Raw genomic sequence first — 16018 nt, 5'->3', positions numbered from 1 at the left:
CTGAGCACTGGCCAGAACCGATGATCCTGCTTCGATCCGAATGTCCTCCGATCCTGGTTCCCAGGGTTCGGATCAATCGTTCTCTGCGCCCACGACACGTTGTTGGGTTGCTGCCGCCGGAAGGTCAGCGCTCGCTCGGTGCCTTCGCTGAGCTGTCGACCGATCGACCATCAGGGCGCTGAGGGCTGGGCAGGCGATGGCGGGTCCGGAAATCACGTTTGGACCGTTTCGTTTCAGCTTGGCCAGACGCTTGCTGTTGCACGGTGAGACTCACGTCAGACTCGGCTCGCGTGCGGCCGCGATTCTGGGCGCCCTGCTGGAAGCTCCGGGTGAGCTCGTTTCAAGGGCCGTGCTCTACGATCGCGCATGGCCCGGGCGAACCGTGACCGAGGACAACCTGAAGGTTCAGATCTCCGGCCTGAGAAAGGCTCTGCTTGAATACGGAGACCTGATCCGCGCAGAGGCGTCCTTCGGCTACCGCTTCGTCGGAGACGTCGGCGTCTATCACCCATCGAAGCGCCGATCGCGCGCGCCCGGCGCGATGCATGCGCCGATCGGCCGCGCTGCGGTGATCGGCGACATCAGCGAGCTTCTGCAGAACGACCGGCTCGTCACCATCCTTGGGCCCGGCGGCATCGGCAAGACGACCGTCGCGCTTGCCGTGGCGAGCGAGCTTGAGAAATCCTATTGCGACGGAGTCTGCCTTGTCGAGCTCGACCGTATCACTGACGGAAGTCAGATCTATGCGGCCGTCACCGGCGCGCTTGATCTGCCGGTTCAGATGGCTGCAAGTCTCGATCAGGTCCTGCTTGCCCTTCATGGCCGGCGTCTGTTGCTTGTCCTGGATTCCTGCGAGCATGTCACCGAGAGCGTCGCGCTCCTCGTTGAAAGCGTGCTCAGCGGCACCCGCGACGTCCATATTCTGGTGACGACCCGCGAAACCCTGCGGATCGAAGGCGAACTTGTCTGGCGTCTCGATCCGCTCGAAACCCCGCCGTCGTCTGTTCCGGTGACAGCCGGAAACGTTCAGGATTATTCATCGGCAGAATTGTTCACGCGAACCGTCTGCCGGAGAACGCCGAACTTCGCGATCGATGATACCGTCGCGGCCGCGATCGCGGATGTTTGCCGGCGCCTCGACGGGATGCCCCTGGCGATCGAACTCGCGGCGTCGATGGTCGACGTCCTCGGCATCGAAGAGGTTCGTCGCGGGCTCGACGAACGATTCTCCCTGCTCTGGGTGGATCGTCGGACCGCAATTCCGCGTCATCGCTCGCTCGCCGCAACGATCGACTGGAGCTACAATCTTCTTCCCAAAAGGGAGCGGGTGGTGCTCGGGCGCCTCTCCATTTTTGCCGGGCCTTTCACCCTCGGTGCTGCAATTGCGGTTGCAGGCGATGACGATCTGGACATGGGAGGTGTCCGCGAAGCGGTTGCCGCATTAGCGAGCAAGTCGTTTCTGAGCCTCGATCATCGGGCCGCGCCGCTGGAATATCGCTTGCTGGAGACCACCCGGGCCTACGCCACTCGGGCATCGGACGCGGCAGACGATCGGGAACGGGTGCACGAGCGCCATGCGCGCTATTTCCTCGACATGCTGGAGCGGAGGGATTGGGATGCCTGCGATTCCGTCGCGGACAGTGCACAGCTGCGTGGTTACATCGACGAGGTTCGCGTCGCTCTCGATTGGGCGTTTTCCGTCAAGCCCGGCCTCGGAATAGCGCTGGTTCTTGCAGCCGAACGTCTATGGCTCGAGTTCACCTCACTCGCGCAAGGCGTTCCTCATCTGGAGCTGGCGTTGCGCTTTGCCGACAGCAGTCCCGATGTCGGACCCGCCGTGAGATCTCGCGTGCTGGTCGCGCTCGCGGCGGCGCAGGTCTATGTACCGGGTCTTGAGGGTGCGAGCCTCTACGAGCACGCCTGGCGCGCAGCACAAATCGCGCGTGACGATCTCCTGGAGATGCGGGCGCTCTACGGCATCATCCAGAACATGCTCCTGACCAGGCGTCCCGCCTCGCCCTACATCGATGCGTTCGCGGCGGTATGCAGGAGATCGAACGATGCCGTGATGTCGAGGCTTCTCCTGCGCTGGTCCGCCTTCCAGGCCTTTGAGGCCTCCGATATGACGCTGGCGCACCAGAAATTCGAGGCGTTCTTGAATGACCGATCGGCGATTCCCCGGAGAGTTTCGCTCTATTTCGGCGGCATCGACTCGATCATCTCCTGCAAGGTCGGGCTCGGGCTTACGAAGTTCTATTTGGGTTATCCCGATCAGGCGCGGTCTCTGCTGGCATCTACCGTCAGCCAAGCGGAAAGCCAGGGCCACGTGACGACCCTGTACTTCGTGCTCGCGCAGGGAGCTATCTGGGCTCATCTTGCATCTGGCGATTTTCAACGTGTCAGACTCTATCTGCGGAAGCTCGAAGCTGTGTCCAGCCTCTATCGTCCATGGCGCGTTCTGGTCGATGTCTTTCAGGCTCTTCTGATCCGCGAGGAAGCCCGTGACCTGGAAGCGGCAGAACGCAGCCTGACTCACAATCTGCAGGACAGATTCATCCTGAAGACAGGGACGCTTCATCCGACCCTTTGGGTTGAGCTCGCGGATACGCGACGCAGGCTGGGCGATCTGGATGGGGCGGAGGCGGCGGCAAAGCAGGCAATGACACAATGTCTCGGTGATCGGGACGGCCGACTCATTGGACGGCATCACCCCGTCCTCGCAAGGATCCTAATGGCGCGGAATCGGCCGGGCGATCTGAGCGCCGCAAGGAGCCTGTTCAGGGGCGCGATCGAGTTGACGCGCGCTCAAGGTATCTATTTCCATGAATGCGATGCCAGTGTCGGTCTCGCCGAACTGGAGTTGATGGCCGGACGGGCGGAAGTCGCGCACGCCGTGCTCAAGGAGCTGTTGGGGCGTCTCGGCGATCGAGAGTGTGTGCCCGGACTTGACCGGGCACGCGAGATTCTTGACGAGCCAGCAGCGGGGTCGATCGCCCGGCGGCAGATTGCCCGCTTGTCCTGAAGGTAAATTCAGCAATCAGGTTCAAGCGCTCGCCGCGGGCTCGCTGCGACGGCGAGGCGCGACTTCAACCTCCGTTGTGGCCGAGTATCTCCAGCCGCCTGACCACGACGCCCCCCTCGGCGAGCTCGGGGAGCCGGCCGAACCACTGCTGGACGTAGGGCATGGCATTGTGGGCCTCGAAGTCGTCGCGGCTTGCGAAGATCTCATAGAAGATGAAGCGTCCTGGTGTCTCGCGGTCCTCCTGGAAGAAGTAGACCAGGTTCTTGGGATCGCTTCGGACAAGCGCGACAAGCGGCAGCGTTGCCTCTCGAAGCGCGCGTTCCTTGCCCGGTTTGGCGCGGACTTCGGCGACGACCGAATAGGCGCCATCGGGAATAGTACGATAGCGAACGCCGTCGCGTTCCTGAGCGGTGGCTGATGCTGCGCCGGCCAGTGAAGCTGTGGCGACGAGGGCCAGGATCATTCGTTTCCGTGACATCATGGAGATCGTCCTTCTCTGCGATAATTGCTCTAGCCCCGCTGCTGGCGGGCGGCGAGCGCGTCGCTGAAGCGCTTCTTCACTGGACCCAGAGCCTTGACGAACTCGAGCTGCTCTCCCTCTGGGCCCTTGCAATAAATCAGCTCCCAGCCTTCCGAGAGGCCCTGCGTGATGCGATTGGTGTTCGCCTCCATCGGGGCGGCGCGGCGCTGCTGCTCTGATGTCACGGTGATCACACGATTGGCCCGCACCTGGGTCATGCCGCGGCGCGCCGATTCTGCCTCCAGGTCGTGGATGAACTTGTTGAAGTCGACGTCATCCCTCACATAGAAGCAGATGTGCATGGAGCGCGGAAACGCCGGGCTCATGTGGTCGCGCGCTTCTGCGAAGCTGTCGCCGCTGCCCGATGGCTGGCCAGCGTCGCGATACTGCAGAAGCTCGATCACGACGTTGTCGAACTGGACGAAGCGTACGTCCAAGCGTTGTGTGCCTCCCCTGAGATCGGGAACCCCGATCGTGCGCGGGTTGACATGGCGTTCGCGCGCTTCGATTTCCTGATCGGTCAAAAGCGTGTTGTGGATCGGTTCACCCTGGAAATCTCCGTCGCGGAAAATCTCGGTGCCGCCGAGCACTTCGGTGTAGAACTCGAAGGCGCGATTCATGTTTTGCACGGTCACGCCGAAATGCTGAACGCCTTGCAGCCGCGCGCCGAGTGGCGCGGAATCGCGAGCAACCGAAGCGGGGCGCGGAGCGCCTTGGGCATTTGCAGCCGCCGGGTTGGTTGCCGCCATTCCTGCCAGCATGGCCCCTGCCGTAAGGAGAACATCCCGGCGTCCAATGCCGGTCGTCTCAAAGTCTGTCTCTTCGCTCATCTTCCGTCTCCATCGCTTGACCGACATGGCGCGACGTAGAACTTGCTGGAGAACGGAGGGTTTTGCAGGTTAATTGAAGTAAATTCTGTCGTGGGTCGGTGTGCCACAATTCTGCATCCGCAAATCCCGACCCCACGGCTTCTCAAACCGCCTGCGACGCGCCATTGTGCCGCAGCATCAGCATCACCCTTGGAGCAGCATTACCATGTCGGACAAGGTCTCGCGTCGCCAGTTTGCCAAGCTGGCGGGATTGTCCGCGGCCGGAATGGCAAATCCTCTGGAGGCAGCCGACGCCAGGCCGGCATCGCCGCCGCGCAGCGGCAGCGGTTTCCCGGCGGGCTTCGTCTGGGGCACGGCGACCTCGTCCTATCAGGTCGAGGGCGCGGTCAACGAGGACGGGCGAGGGGCCTCGATCTGGGACAAGTTCGTGCGCATCCCCGGCAAGATCGAGGACGGCACCAATGGTGACCGCGCCAATGAGCACTATCACCGCTACAAGGAGGATATCGCGCTCATCAAGGCGCTCGGCTGCAAGGCCTACCGCTTCTCGGTGGCCTGGCCGCGGCTGTTTCCGGACGGCGACGGCAAGCCCAACCCGAAGGGGCTCGACTTCTACAATCGGCTCATTGACGAGCTCCTGAAGAACGGCATCGAGCCGTGGCTGACGCTCTATCATTGGGACCTGCCGCAATCACTGCAGGATCGCTTCGGCGGCTGGCGCTCGACGGAAACCTGCAAGATCTTCGGCGACTACGCCGCCTATGTTGCCGAGCATCTGACCGACCGCGTCAAAAACGTGTTCACGCTGAACGAGAGCGGCCGCTTCGTCTATTTCGGTTACGGCATCGGCATCGACGCGCCGGGCGTGACGCTGCCGCAAGCCGAGGTCAACCAGATCAGGCACAACAGCGCGCTCGCGCACGGGATCGCGGTGCAGGCGGTGCGCGCCCATGGCCGCCGCGGCACCAGAGTGGGGCCGGCCGAGAACATCGATGCCTGCGCGCCCGCGATCGACACGCCGGAGAACGTCCGTGCCGCGGAGATCGCGCTGCGCGAGATGAATGCCGGCTATCTCAACGTCATCATGACGGGCCGCTACACCGACGCCTTCCTGCAATTCGCCGGCCCCAATGCGCCGAAATACACCGATGCGGAGCTGAAGATCATCTCCTCGCCGGTCGATTTCCTCGGCCTCAACATCTACGCGCCGCAGAACTATGTGGTGGCCTCCGACCAGGGCGCGGGCTTCATGCCGCTGCCGATCCCGAAATCGTTCCCGCACATGAACTCGGACTGGCTGCGCGTCGGGCCGGAGACGCTCTATTGGGTGCCGAAGCTGGCGGCAAAGATCTGGAAGACGGATGCGATCTATATCAGCGAGAACGGCGCCTCCGGCGACGACGTCGTCACGCCGGACGGCAAGATCTACGACACCGACCGCATCATGTATCTGCGCAACTATCTCGCCCAGCTCCAGCGCGCCACCGCCGAGGGCGTGCCGGTGCGCGGCTATTTCCTCTGGAGCCTGATGGATAATTTCGAGTGGGTGTATGGCCTCAACAAGCGTTTCGGGCTGTACCACGTCAATTTCGACACCCAGGTCCGCACGCCGAAACTCAGCGCCAGCTTCTATCGCAACGTGATCGCGAAGAACGCGGCGGGGGCGTGATGTCTTCGCCTCTCCCCGCGCGCGGGGAGAGGCTGGAATTTGCGACAGCAAATTCGGGGTGAGGGGAACTCTCCGCGAGTCCATCTGCCTCCGTCCCTGCCCCTCACCCGGATTTTCCGCTGCGCGTAAAATCCGACCTCTCCCCCGCAAGCGGGGAGAGGTGAAGTGGGCGCCGCGCATTGACTCTCTTCTCCCCCTTATTCAGAAACGTCCTCAACAACCCACAACAAGAGGACAACGCCAATGGCTGACGCGCTGATCATCGATGCCTGCCGGACCCCGCGCGGCGTCGGCAAGGCCGGCAAGGGAGCACTTTCGGGAATTCATCCGCAGCAGCTCGGCGCCACCGTGCTGCGCGCGCTCGCAGACCGGAGCGGCATCAACACCGCCGATGTCGACGACATCGTCTGGGGCTGCAGCGCGCAGGTCGCGACCCAAAGCGGCGATCTCGGGCGGATGTCGGCGCTCGATGCCGGCTATGACGTGCGCGCCAGCGCCGTGACGCTCGACCGGTTCTGTGGAAGCGGCATCACCAGCGTCAACATGGCGGCATCCTCGATCATGGCGGGCGCGGAAGACCTCGTCATTGCCGGCGGCTGCGAGATGATGTCGATGGAAGGACGCCGCGGCGGCGGCCCGATGATGATGGACGGCGGCAATCTGCGCCTGCGCGCGCGGCATCCGCAATCGCATCAGGGCGTCTGCGCGGATGCGATTGCGACGCTCGAAGGCATCACGCGAAGGGATGTCGACGCGCTCGGGCTGGAGAGCCAGAAGCGCGCAGCGTATGCCATGGCGAACGGCCACTTCGACAAGAGCCTCGTGCCCGTCCATCGCGAAGACGGCAGTCTGGCGCTCGACCACGAGGAATATCCGCGGCCGCAGACCACGATGGAGGGCCTCAGCAGCCTGAAGCCGGCATTCCCGGCGATCGCCGACTACGCGCTCGATGACAAGGGCACGACCTATCGCGGCCTGATCCTGCAGCAATATCCGGACCTGAAGATCGACTTCGTGCACCACGCCGGCAACTCGTCCGGTGTCGTCGACGGCGCCGCCGCGATCCTGTTGGCCTCGCCCGCTTACGCCAAAGCGCATGGCCTTAAAGCCCGCGCCCGTGTCGTCGCGATGGCCAATATGGGGGACTCGCCGACCCTGATGCTGAACGCGCCGGTGCCGGCCACGCGCAAGGTGCTCGCGAAGGCGGGGTTGACCGTTGACGACATCGACCTGTTCGAGATCAACGAGGCGTTTGCGGTGGTTGCGGAAAAATATATCCGTGACCTCAAGCTCGATCGCGCCAGGGTCAACGTCAATGGCGGCTCGATCGCGCTCGGCCATCCCATCGGCGCCACCGGCTCGATCCTGATCGGCACCGTGCTCGACGAGCTCGAACGGCGCGACCTCAAGCGTGGTCTCGTCACCATGTGCGCCGCTGGCGGCATGGCGCCGGCCATCATCATCGAGCGCATCTAGCGCGAGCGAAGCTCGCCGCGCCCCTGTGGGAATAGGGTGAGGGAGCGGGTGAGACGTCCCAACGCGACGATCTAGCCTTATTTTCTAGGGCGAAACGCGCTCCTCCGCGCACAAAGAGGCACCTCGTCGCTTGTCGAAAGCGGCGAATCAGCTTTAGCAAGGTTGCGTGCGGGCCTTTGAAACAAGGTAAAATCCGCTGCCTGAGGCTTCTCCCGCTCCGGAAGTAGCTAAAAAGCAGGGTTTTTTGCCGCTGAGGGCCAAAAAAGCCCGTAAAACCGCGACAAAACTGTGCAGAAGGCTATAGGCCTTCGCCGGTTGGTCTAATATGCAACCGGCAACGAATCAGAGGAGACACGATGCCAACCCAAATGTCCAAATCGCAGTTGATCGAAAAGATTGCGACCGCCACCGAGCTTTCCAAGCGCGACGTCAAGAACGTCATGGAGACGCTGACCGACGTCGGTCACAAGGAGCTCAAGAAGAACGGCCTGTTCCTGGTGCCGGGCTTCGCCAAGTTCGTGGTCATCAAGAAGCCCGCGACCAAGGCGCGCAAGGGCACCAACCCGTTCACGGGTGAAGAGATGATGTTCAAGGCCAAGCCGGCCCGCAAGATCGTCCGCGCCCGCCCGGTCAAGGCGGCCAAGGACGCCGTGGGCTAACAACGCAAAGGCCCCCTCGGGTCGGAGGGGGCCTTTTGATTGGGGCAGCCGCGAGGGCCTGAGACGGAGGGCTCAACCCTTGCGGCGCTTCACCCGGACCGGAATGGGTTGAAGCTGCGGCCTTGAACCCAGTCCTGGCGCCGCCAGCCCATCGCGAACCCGGTCGATCGCGCGATCGAGCAACTGGCGCAGCCGCTGTGTCGTCCGCGATCTCTTCGCTTTCTCCAGCAGTTTCTTCATCGCAGTCACTCCGCCGCTTCGACCTTGACCTCGACCGGCTCGAGCGCCTCGGCGATGGCTTCGTCGACGCGCTCCAGCCAGATGAATTCGAGGCTGTCCCGCGCGCTCTTCGGGATGTCGTCATAGTCCCGCTTGTTGCGCGCCGGCAGCATCACCCGCTTCAGGCCCGCCGCCGCGGCCGCCACCACCTTCTCCTTGATCCCGCCGACCGGCAGCACCAGGCCGCGTAGCGAGATCTCGCCGGTCATCGCGGTGTCGCTGCGCACCGTGCGGTTGGTGAGCAGGGAGGTCAGCGCCGTGAACATCGCAACGCCCGCGCTCGGTCCGTCCTTCGGGGTTGCGCCCGCCGGAACGTGAACGTGGATGTCGCTCTTCTCGAACACCGACTGATCGATGCCGAGCTGCGTGGCCTTGCTCTTCACCAGCGTCAGCGCAGCCTGCACGCTCTCGCGCATGACCTCACCGAGCTGGCCGGTCAGGATCATGCCGCCCCGGCCGGGCACTCGCGAAGCCTCGATGAACAGGATGTCGCCGCCAACAGGCGTCCAGGCAAGGCCGGTGGCCACACCCGGAATGCTGGTGCGCTGCGCGATCTCGCCTTCGAAGCGCGGCTGGCCGAGCACGGTGGCGATGTCCTTCGCTCCCACCACGATCTTCACGGCGGTGCCCTCGGCGACCTGCACCGCGGCATGCCGGAACAGCTTGCCGATCTCGCGCTCGAGGTTACGCACGCCGGCCTCGCGGGTGTAGCCCTTGACCACCAGCTTCAGCGCCTCCGGCTCGATCTCGGCCTGCTCGGCGGTCAAGCCGTTGGCCTCGAGCTGGCGCCGTACCAGATAGCGCTTCGCGATCTCCAGCTTCTCCTCTTCGGTGTAGCCGGCGAGGCTGATCAGCTCCATGCGATCCAGCAGCGGACCCGGGATCTGGTCCAGCATGTTGGCGGTCGCGATGAACACCACGCGCGACAGGTCGAAGGGCACGCCCAGGTAATTGTCCCGGAACGTCCCGTTCTGCTCGGGGTCGAGCACCTCCAGCATGGCGGCTGACGGATCGCCCTGCACGCCACGGCCCATCTTGTCGATCTCGTCCAGCATCATGACGCAGTTGCGGCTGCCAGCCTTCTTGATGCCCTGGATGATGTTGCCGGGCAGCGCGCCGATATAGGTGCGCCGGTGACCGCGGATCTCGGCCTCGTCATGCACGCCGCCTAGGCTGACGCGCACGAAGGGGCGATCCATCGCACGCGCGATGGACTGGCCGAGCGAGGTCTTGCCGACGCCGGGCGGGCCGACAAAGCACAGGATCGGCGCCTTGCCCTGCGGGGCGAGCTTGCGCACCGCCAGATATTCGATGATCCGGCCTTTGATCTTCTCCAGGCCGAAGTGATCAGCGTCGAGGATGGCTCGCGCTTCCTTGATGTCGATCGGCTTCTCCGCGGGCAGCGCCCAGGGCAGCTCGATCAGCCAGTCGAGATAGGTGCGGACCATGCCGGCTTCGCCGGCGGCCTCCGGCATGCGCTCGTAGCGGCGCAGCTCCTTCCTGGCGTGCGCGTCCGCCTCCGGCGGCATGTTGGCCTTGGCGATGGCAGACGTCAGCTCGGCGACCTCGGCCGCCTTGCCGTCGCCTTCGCCGAGCTGACGCTGGATGGTCGCCATCTGCTCGCGCAGGATCGCCTCGCGCTGCCGCTCGTCGAAGCTGGCGCGGGTCTTCTGGCCGATTTCGTTCGAGATGCGCAGCACCTCCAGCCGCTCGGCCAGATGCTTGGACACCTTCTCGACGCGCAAGGCGAGGTCGATGGTCTCCAGCACCTCCTGCTTGTCCTGCGGCTTGATGTCCATGAACGAGGTCGCCAGATCCGCCAGCGCGCCGGGCGCGGTGGTACCCTGGAACATCGCGGCGAGCTCGGGCGGCGCCTGCGGCAGCAGCTCGATCGCCTCGATCGCCTGGCGCTGCAGGTTCAGCGCGCGCGCCTCGATCTCCGGCGAAGTCGTGGTCGGCTCCGGAATCTGCTGGATGCGCGCGGCCGGGAACGGCGTCCCCGGCAGGAAGTCGAGGATGCGCGCACGCTGCACGCCCTGGCAGACGATGTGATGGGTGCCGTCGGGCGCGGTGATGTAGCGCACGATGTTGGCGATGGTCGCGACCCGGTAGAGGTCGTCCGGCGTGGGATCGTCGACTTCGGGATTGCGCTGCAGGACGATGCCGATAGGCCGCTGCTCGCGCAGCGCTTGTTGCGCCGCCGCGATCGATTTCGGTCGCGCGATCGCGATCGGCCCGATCGCGCCGGGAAACAGCACCATGTCGCGTACGGCGACGATGATCAGCGCGTCTTCGGGGATCTTCACGTCGTTATTGGTCTGTTCGTTGTTCATCTGTTCGGTGGCCATGATCGACCTCAGGATTTGGCGAGGCGTAGCGCGACGCAGCCGTCCATCACGAAGCGGCTGATGGCGTAGCGGCCGAGGGGCAATGCAATGCGGCGCTCAAAACGCCCCTGCGGCAGCTCGAGCCGGTGGATGCGGGCGTTGCGAAGCTCCGGCGGAAGCGTGCGCTGGCCGGAGACGACGAGCACGCCGTCATGAATCACCGTCTCGACATTGTCCGGATTGACGCCGGGAAGCGCGACCAGGATCAGCAGCTCATGCTCGGTTTCGAGCACGTCGATCGGCGGCTCCCAGCAGGCTTCCTGGCGGCCGAACTGCTGGCGCAGCCGGTCGGCGCGCGTCAGCTGGTCCAGGGCTTCGGACAGCATCCAGTCGAGGGGATTTTTGGGTTGCATGATGCGGGCTCAGGGGTGGGAAAGCCTGCATATGGGGCTGGTTCCCGGGAAATCCAGTGCGGTGGCGCTGACGTGCCATGCGCCGTCGTGCGATCGCAAAAGCAAACGCCGCGGCTTTGGCCCAAAATGCAAACGCCGCGGCTTTGGCCGCGGCGTTCCGTCATCGGCAGGGGCGCGGGTCAGGCCGCGGCGCGGTAATCTTCTTCCGCCTCGAGGTTGATCACGGACGTCGCCAGCTCGGTCAGCGTATGGTCGGTCGCCTCTTCTTCCTCCAGCGTCGCCTGAAGCAGCCTTGCTGCGTCCTGCATGCCGAGCTCCTCGGCCCAGGTGCGCAACGTGCCATAGCGGGAGATCTCGTAGTGCTCGACCGACTGGGCGGCCGCGAGCAGCCCCGCATCGAGCGCAGGTGCGCCCTTGAACTCCTTCATGATCTCGGCGCCCTCGTCGGTAATGCCGTTGATGGCCTCGCAGGGCTTGCCGCGTGCCGGCTTGCCCAGCATCTTGAAGATCTGGTCCAGACGCTTGACCTGGCCCTGGGTCTCACGCAGGTGCTTGTTGAAAGCGGCCGCCAGATCCTTCGATTGCGCGGCCTTGGCCATCTTCGGCAGCGTCTTGATGATCTTGTTCTCGGCGAAATAGATGTCCTTCAGCGTTTCCAGAAACAGGTCGCTGAGCATTTTCGGCGCCTGACGCGGTCGGCGCGCGGCGGTCTTCTTGGGTGCGCGTTTCTTCGCTCGTTTAGCCATATGTCCTCCTCTTGAGGTGACACGGGAAGGCATCTCCTTCCCCAATCCTCAGGCGTTCAAAGCCGGTTGGAGAACGAAAGTTCCAAACTGCAACCGGCGCGCGCGGCAACCGTTCAGGTCGGGCGCTTGTAGGGATCTTCCTGGCGCTGCCGTGCCTCGGTATTGCGATCGAGCTGCGCCCGCTCGCTGCGCCTGAGGTGGCCGGCCTTCATCACGCCATAGACGAGGACCCCGCCGAGCACGAAGGCTCCGATGAACCAGAGCCAGAGCAGGTTGGCCGAGAGCTGGCCGAGAAGCATTCCGATTCCACTGTCGCTCATTGTCGCCTCCAGTGATTTCCAAAGCGGCTTTGCTGGGCTAAGTCAGCCCGGCAGCCATCGTTCCAGCGTCCAAGGATCCCACCGACACATGCTCGACTTCGCCCTGTCCGCCTTCGTGACGCTGCTGCTGGTGGTCGACCCGGTCGGCCTTGCGCCGGCCTTCCTGGCCGCGACGGGGGGCATGCCCGACAAGGTCAAACGAACCATCGCGCTGCGCGCGCCGCTGATCGCGGCCTCGATCCTGGTGGTGATCGCGCTGGTCGGAAACTGGTTGCTGCGCCAGCTCGGGATCGGGATCCCCGCCTTCCAGATCGCCGGCGGGTTGCTGCTGTTCGGCGTGTCCTACCAGATGATCTTCGGCGATCGTCCGCATCGCGAGGCCCGCGAGGCCGACAAGGCGACGTCCGAGCACGCCTCCGATGTCGCGGTGTTTCCCCTGGCCATCCCCATGATGGCCGGCCCCGGCGCGATTGCGACCACGCTGCTGCTTTCGGGCGATGCCGGCTATGGGGCGAGACTCGCGGTGATCATCGCGGTCGTCCTCTCGGTCTGCCTGCTCTGCATGCTGTGCTTCGTCTCGGCACATTTGATCGCGACGACCCTCGGACGCACCGGAAATGCGGTGCTGTCGCGCGTCCTCGGCATGCTGCTCGCGGCCTATTCCGTGCAGTTCGTGATCAACGGGATTGCGGCCGTCCGCTTGAGCCTGTCATAGGGCTGCGACAATCTGTGAATTCGTTGATTTTGCCGTCGATTTCGTGGTCTGGCAGGAGGGGCGACAAGGTGGCACCGGATCCGGGCCGCTTTCGCTTGCACTGCCATGTTGCTTTGACGTACTCCCGGTCTAACAAGCCCATCGTCAGGAAATCGGGATGTCGACGACAGAGGAAGAGCTCGCCAAGAGACAGGCCATCATCGACGCCTGCCGGCGCATGAACGCGCTCGGCATCAACCAGGGCACCTCGGGCAACATCTCTGTCCGGCATGTGGACGGTCTCCTGGTCACGCCGACCAGCGTGCCCTATGAGGCGATGACGCCGGACCAGATCGTCTTCATGGCCATGGACGGCACACATGCGCCCGATCAGAAGCCGTCGAGCGAATGGCGCTTTCATCGCGACATCCTGAAGTCACGGGGTGACGTCAACGCCGTCGTGCACGCCCATCCGACCTATTGCACCATCCTGGCGATCATGGGCATGGAGATTCCGCCGGTGCACTACATGATCGCGGCGGCCGGCGGCGACAGCATCCGCTGCGCGCCCTATGCGACGTTCGGAACCGTGGAGCTGTCCGAACATGCGGTGCAGGCGCTGGAGGGGCGGCTTGCCTGCCTGCTGGACCATCACGGCATGATCGCGATCGGCAAGACGCTGGACAAGGCGATGTGGCTCGCCGTCGAGGTGGAAACGCTGGCGCGGCAATATCACGGTTGCCTCCAGATCGGACAGCCGCCGCTGCTCCCCAGCGCCGAGATCGAGCGGGTCCGCCAGCGCATGGCCGGCTACGGCCTGTCGGAAGGGTAGGGCAGGCAGAAGGTGTTCGTGCGGATCAGGCATCTCGTGGATCGCAAGGGGACGAACCGCACCATGGTTCGGCTGCGCGCCCTCTTGCGCAGCAACGAGTTCTACCTGATCCCGCTGGCGCTGGTGATCGGCACGCTGGCCGGCGCGGTGGTGACGCTGATGGCGCATATCGCGCAGATCGCGCACGTGGTGATCTATGGAATTCCCGTCGATGTCCACTTGTCGGCCCACGCGAGCGTCAGCCCGTGGGCGGCACTGATCGCGCCGGCGCTGGGTGGGCTTTCGCTTGGCATCATGGAATGGTCGCGGCGTCGGATGAAGATTTCGAATGCGGTCGATCCGATCGAGGCGAACGCGCTGCGCGGCGGCAATCTGTCGATGCGGGACAGCGTCATCGTGTCGAGCCAGACGCTGATCTCCAACGGCTGCGGCGCCTCGGTCGGCCTTGAGGCGGGCTATACCCAGATCGGCTCGGGGATCGCCTCGCTGTTCGGCAAGTTCTTCAATCTGCGCCGCAACGATCTTCGCCTGATGGTCGGCTGCGGCGCGGCGGCTGCGATCGCGGCGGCGTTCGGCGCGCCGATCACCGGGGCCTTCTATGCCTGTGAGCTGATCGTCGGCGTCTATTCGGTCGGCAGCGCCGCCCCGATCCTGGCAGCTTCGCTCGCCGGCGCGCTGACCGCGCAATGGCTCGGCGGCGCGCCATACTCGCTGGAGATACCCAAGGTCAGCGCCGTCGGCGTCGAGCAATATCTGGCCCTGATCGGGCTTGCGCTCATCACCAGCGGGGTCGGCATCGCCGTGATGCGCTCCTCGCCGATGTTCGAGCGCCTGTTCGCCTGGCTGCCGATCTGGCTCCGGCCCGTGATCGGCGGCCTCATCGTCGGCGGCTTTGCCATCGTGACGCCGCAGGTGCTGGCGGCCGGCCATGGCGCCATGGTGCTCGATCTCTTTCACGACATGACGATCGGCCTGATCGCGCTGATCATCGCCCTGAAGGTGACGGCCTGCCTGGTCTCGCTCGCCTCCGGCTTTCGCGGCGGTCTGTTCTTCGCCTCGCTGTTCGTCGGCAGCCTGATCGGAAAGTTCTTTGCCGCGGTGCTGCTCTTGATCAGCCCGAACTTCGCGATCGATCCGCTGGTGGCGATGCTGACGGGCATGGCGACGCTCGGTGTCGCCATCGTCGGCGGCCCCCTGACCATGTCGTTCCTGGTGCTCGAGATGACCCGCAACGTCGACGTCACCGCCGTGGTGCTCGCCGGCTGCATCGTCACCTCGATCTGCGTCCGCTTCATGTTCGGCCACTCCTTCTCGACCTGGCGCCTGCATCTGCGCGGCGAGACCATCCGCAGCGCCAACGACGTCGGCTGGCTGCGCAATCTCACCGTCGAGCGGCTGATGCGCTCCGACGTCGGCAAGGTGCCCTCGACCACGACGATCGCCGCGGTCCGCCGCGAGTTCGCGCTGGGATCGCGGCCCGGTATCGTCATCGTCAACAATTCCGACGAATATGTAGGCCTGGTCCTGCTGCCGGACCTGTTCTCCAGCGACCTCGACACCATCGCCGACGACATCCAGGTGATCGAGCTCGCCCGCCTGATCGACATCGTGCTGATCCCGGAAATGAACGTGAAGTCGGCGATGGCGGTGTTCGACGAGGCCGAAGCCGAGATGCTGGCGGTGGTGGATTCCACCGACAGCCGCAAGGTGGTCGGCTTCCTCACCGAAAACTTCGCCCGCCGCCGCTATGTCGAGGAGATCGACAAGGCGACGCGCGGCGTGCTTGGGGCGCTGTCGTAGGCGCCTTCTAGCGGCCTGGTTGAGGCGGGGCTGCGACGAGGAGCGTCACGATCCGCCGCACCATCGGCAGCACCACCAGCAGCGTCGGAAAGGCGACCAGCCAGGACAGCGCCCAGGCGCCCGGCCAGGTCGCGAGGAACGCCGGCGTCGCCCCTAAGCTCCGGAGCGTCGAAATGACCGACACCACGGCCGTCATGAGGATGGACAGCACGAACGGCATCACGATCGGCGCATAGCGCGCCGGCAGTTTGCGAACCACAATCATCTGATTTCTCTTGGAAAGGACGCGTCGATCACGTTGAACCCTGCAAATGGCATCGATCCCGACGGCGTCGGTTGATGCGTTGGTTCACGTGAAACGCTTACGGCGACCGAAAAACGGCGCGGCTGTTCATTATCCGCTCAGGTTCGATGGTTCAAGCTGCGAGTTG

Annotated in this window: 15 protein-coding genes; 7 read left to right on the top strand and 8 right to left on the bottom strand. The window is 64.4% G+C overall.

Features of this window, described 5'->3' with window-relative positions:
• Positions 1 to 196 precede the first annotated feature (196 nt).
• The gene (locus GGD67_RS21935) at positions 197 to 3022 is read left to right on the top strand and encodes a winged helix-turn-helix domain-containing protein (RefSeq protein ID WP_179735776.1); all 2826 of its coding nucleotides are present in this window, start codon (positions 197 to 199) and stop codon (positions 3020 to 3022) included.
• A gap of 64 nt (positions 3023 to 3086) precedes the next feature.
• Here the strand turns inward: GGD67_RS21935 and GGD67_RS21930 are convergent, their stop codons facing one another.
• Complete coding sequence (locus GGD67_RS21930; RefSeq protein WP_018320695.1) at positions 3087 to 3485, bottom strand: putative quinol monooxygenase; 399 nt, start codon at positions 3483 to 3485, stop codon at positions 3087 to 3089.
• Between the two features lie 47 nt (positions 3486 to 3532).
• A complete protein-coding gene (locus GGD67_RS21925) occupies positions 3533 to 4372 on the bottom strand; it encodes a VOC family protein (protein WP_026202401.1) in 840 nt (279 codons plus the stop codon).
• Positions 4373 to 4577: 205 nt separating this feature from the next.
• Here GGD67_RS21925 and GGD67_RS21920 point away from each other — a divergent pair, with 205 nt between their 5' ends.
• From GGD67_RS21920 to GGD67_RS21910, 3 genes are all read left to right on the top strand, one after another.
• Positions 4578 to 6041 carry a GH1 family beta-glucosidase gene (locus tag GGD67_RS21920; RefSeq protein WP_179735774.1) on the top strand — a complete coding sequence of 488 codons (1464 nt, stop codon included), beginning with the start codon at positions 4578 to 4580 and terminating at the stop codon, positions 6039 to 6041.
• 243 nt (positions 6042 to 6284) lie between these two features.
• A complete protein-coding gene (locus tag GGD67_RS21915; protein WP_179735772.1) occupies positions 6285 to 7517 on the top strand; it encodes an acetyl-CoA C-acetyltransferase in 1233 nt (410 codons plus the stop codon).
• 356 nt (positions 7518 to 7873) lie between these two features.
• The gene (locus GGD67_RS21910; protein ID WP_018320691.1) at positions 7874 to 8176 is read left to right on the top strand and encodes an HU family DNA-binding protein; all 303 of its coding nucleotides are present in this window, start codon (positions 7874 to 7876) and stop codon (positions 8174 to 8176) included.
• A gap of 72 nt (positions 8177 to 8248) precedes the next feature.
• Here the strand turns inward: GGD67_RS21910 and GGD67_RS21905 are convergent, their stop codons facing one another.
• From GGD67_RS21905 to GGD67_RS21885, 5 genes are all read right to left on the bottom strand, one after another.
• Positions 8249 to 8416 carry a hypothetical protein gene (locus GGD67_RS21905; protein WP_179735770.1) on the bottom strand — a complete coding sequence of 56 codons (168 nt, stop codon included), beginning with the start codon at positions 8414 to 8416 and terminating at the stop codon, positions 8249 to 8251.
• A 5-nt stretch (positions 8417 to 8421) separates the two neighbouring features.
• The gene (gene lon / locus GGD67_RS21900) at positions 8422 to 10803 is read right to left on the bottom strand and encodes an endopeptidase La (RefSeq protein WP_179735769.1); all 2382 of its coding nucleotides are present in this window, start codon (positions 10801 to 10803) and stop codon (positions 8422 to 8424) included.
• An 8-nt stretch (positions 10804 to 10811) separates the two neighbouring features.
• Positions 10812 to 11195, bottom strand: coding sequence for an Hsp20/alpha crystallin family protein (locus GGD67_RS21895; protein WP_018320688.1), 384 nt, complete (start codon positions 11193 to 11195; stop codon positions 10812 to 10814).
• A 179-nt stretch (positions 11196 to 11374) separates the two neighbouring features.
• Positions 11375 to 11941: a ferritin-like domain-containing protein gene (locus tag GGD67_RS21890; protein WP_092261794.1), complete on the bottom strand. Its 567-nt coding sequence runs from the start codon at positions 11939 to 11941 to the stop codon at positions 11375 to 11377.
• 113 nt (positions 11942 to 12054) lie between these two features.
• Complete coding sequence (locus GGD67_RS21885) at positions 12055 to 12261, bottom strand: hypothetical protein (protein ID WP_018320686.1); 207 nt, start codon at positions 12259 to 12261, stop codon at positions 12055 to 12057.
• An 88-nt stretch (positions 12262 to 12349) separates the two neighbouring features.
• Here GGD67_RS21885 and GGD67_RS21880 point away from each other — a divergent pair, with 88 nt between their 5' ends.
• The 3 genes from GGD67_RS21880 (at position 12350) to GGD67_RS21870 (ending at position 15587) form a co-directional block, all read left to right on the top strand.
• The gene (locus GGD67_RS21880) at positions 12350 to 12976 is read left to right on the top strand and encodes a MarC family protein (RefSeq protein ID WP_018320685.1); all 627 of its coding nucleotides are present in this window, start codon (positions 12350 to 12352) and stop codon (positions 12974 to 12976) included.
• Positions 12977 to 13133: 157 nt separating this feature from the next.
• The gene (locus tag GGD67_RS21875) at positions 13134 to 13787 is read left to right on the top strand and encodes a class II aldolase/adducin family protein (protein ID WP_179735767.1); all 654 of its coding nucleotides are present in this window, start codon (positions 13134 to 13136) and stop codon (positions 13785 to 13787) included.
• 12 nt (positions 13788 to 13799) lie between these two features.
• Positions 13800 to 15587 (top strand): chloride channel protein, encoded by a 1788-nt coding sequence (locus GGD67_RS21870; protein WP_018320683.1) that lies wholly within the window; start codon positions 13800 to 13802, stop codon positions 15585 to 15587.
• Positions 15588 to 15594: 7 nt separating this feature from the next.
• Here the strand turns inward: GGD67_RS21870 and GGD67_RS21865 are convergent, their stop codons facing one another.
• Positions 15595 to 15852 carry a DUF2798 domain-containing protein gene (locus GGD67_RS21865; protein ID WP_026202400.1) on the bottom strand — a complete coding sequence of 86 codons (258 nt, stop codon included), beginning with the start codon at positions 15850 to 15852 and terminating at the stop codon, positions 15595 to 15597.
• Positions 15853 to 16018 lie beyond the last annotated feature (166 nt).

Origin of the sequence: Bradyrhizobium sp. IAR9 (assembly GCF_013408065.1) — a bacterium.
Taxonomy (GTDB): Bacteria; Pseudomonadota; Alphaproteobacteria; order Rhizobiales; family Xanthobacteraceae; genus Bradyrhizobium.
The sequence above is the reverse complement of the archived record's forward strand: the minus strand, read 5'-3'. Positions and strand labels throughout refer to the sequence as shown.